This window comes from Ruegeria sp. AD11(2025) (genome assembly GCF_056542405.1).
Genome location: NZ_JBQFZU010000175.1, coordinates 1 through 511, shown reverse-complemented (window position 1 = coordinate 511; position 511 = coordinate 1). Strand labels below are relative to the sequence as shown.

General features: G+C 56.0%; 2 protein-coding genes. Both read right to left on the bottom strand.

All coding sequences use genetic code 11. The features are described 5' to 3' along the window. The coding region (locus ACR1XY_RS24965; RefSeq protein ID WP_480597589.1) for a hypothetical protein at positions 1–219 on the bottom strand (219 nt) is incomplete at its 3' end. 2 nt (positions 220–221) lie between these two features. Further along, a partial coding sequence (locus ACR1XY_RS24960) for a hypothetical protein (RefSeq protein ID WP_480597586.1) occupies positions 222–511 on the bottom strand: 290 nt, incomplete at its 5' end.

Genomic DNA, 511 nt, shown 5'->3' with positions numbered 1-511 from the left:
AATATAAACCGAAAACAAAGTATTGTTTCCAACTGAGATTCCGGCTGAATTCTGCCCATCGGGCAAATTGCCGCGCAAATTCGTGCCTAAAGGCGCTGCGCCGCTGCTTGAACGTACCGCCGTAATCGCCCGAAAATCAGGTAAGAATGCACGATTTCGCACCCTGCCATGCCTAGTCATATGCGTGCGATGGGTATGATGTGACGCCTGCGCGGTCATGATCAGGTCACCCCGCCAAAAACGTCAGGAAAAGACCCACGCGCCGCATCCAGATCAATCCGGAGCAACGCCTCATAACTGGCCGGGTCAAACGGGTCCTCTGCGGGAACAACCTCGCGCCCGAACAACCAGCAAAGCCGCCCGGCATCCAGATTGCCGCGCTCAAAGGGTTGGTCCTGAAAATGGTCCCACAAAGCTTGGATAAATGCTGCGTCGGCCCTGCGATCCGAAGGTTTTCGATCGCGAAACCTTTCACGCTGGCTGAGGGGCGTGACACCCTTGGGATTGGCAC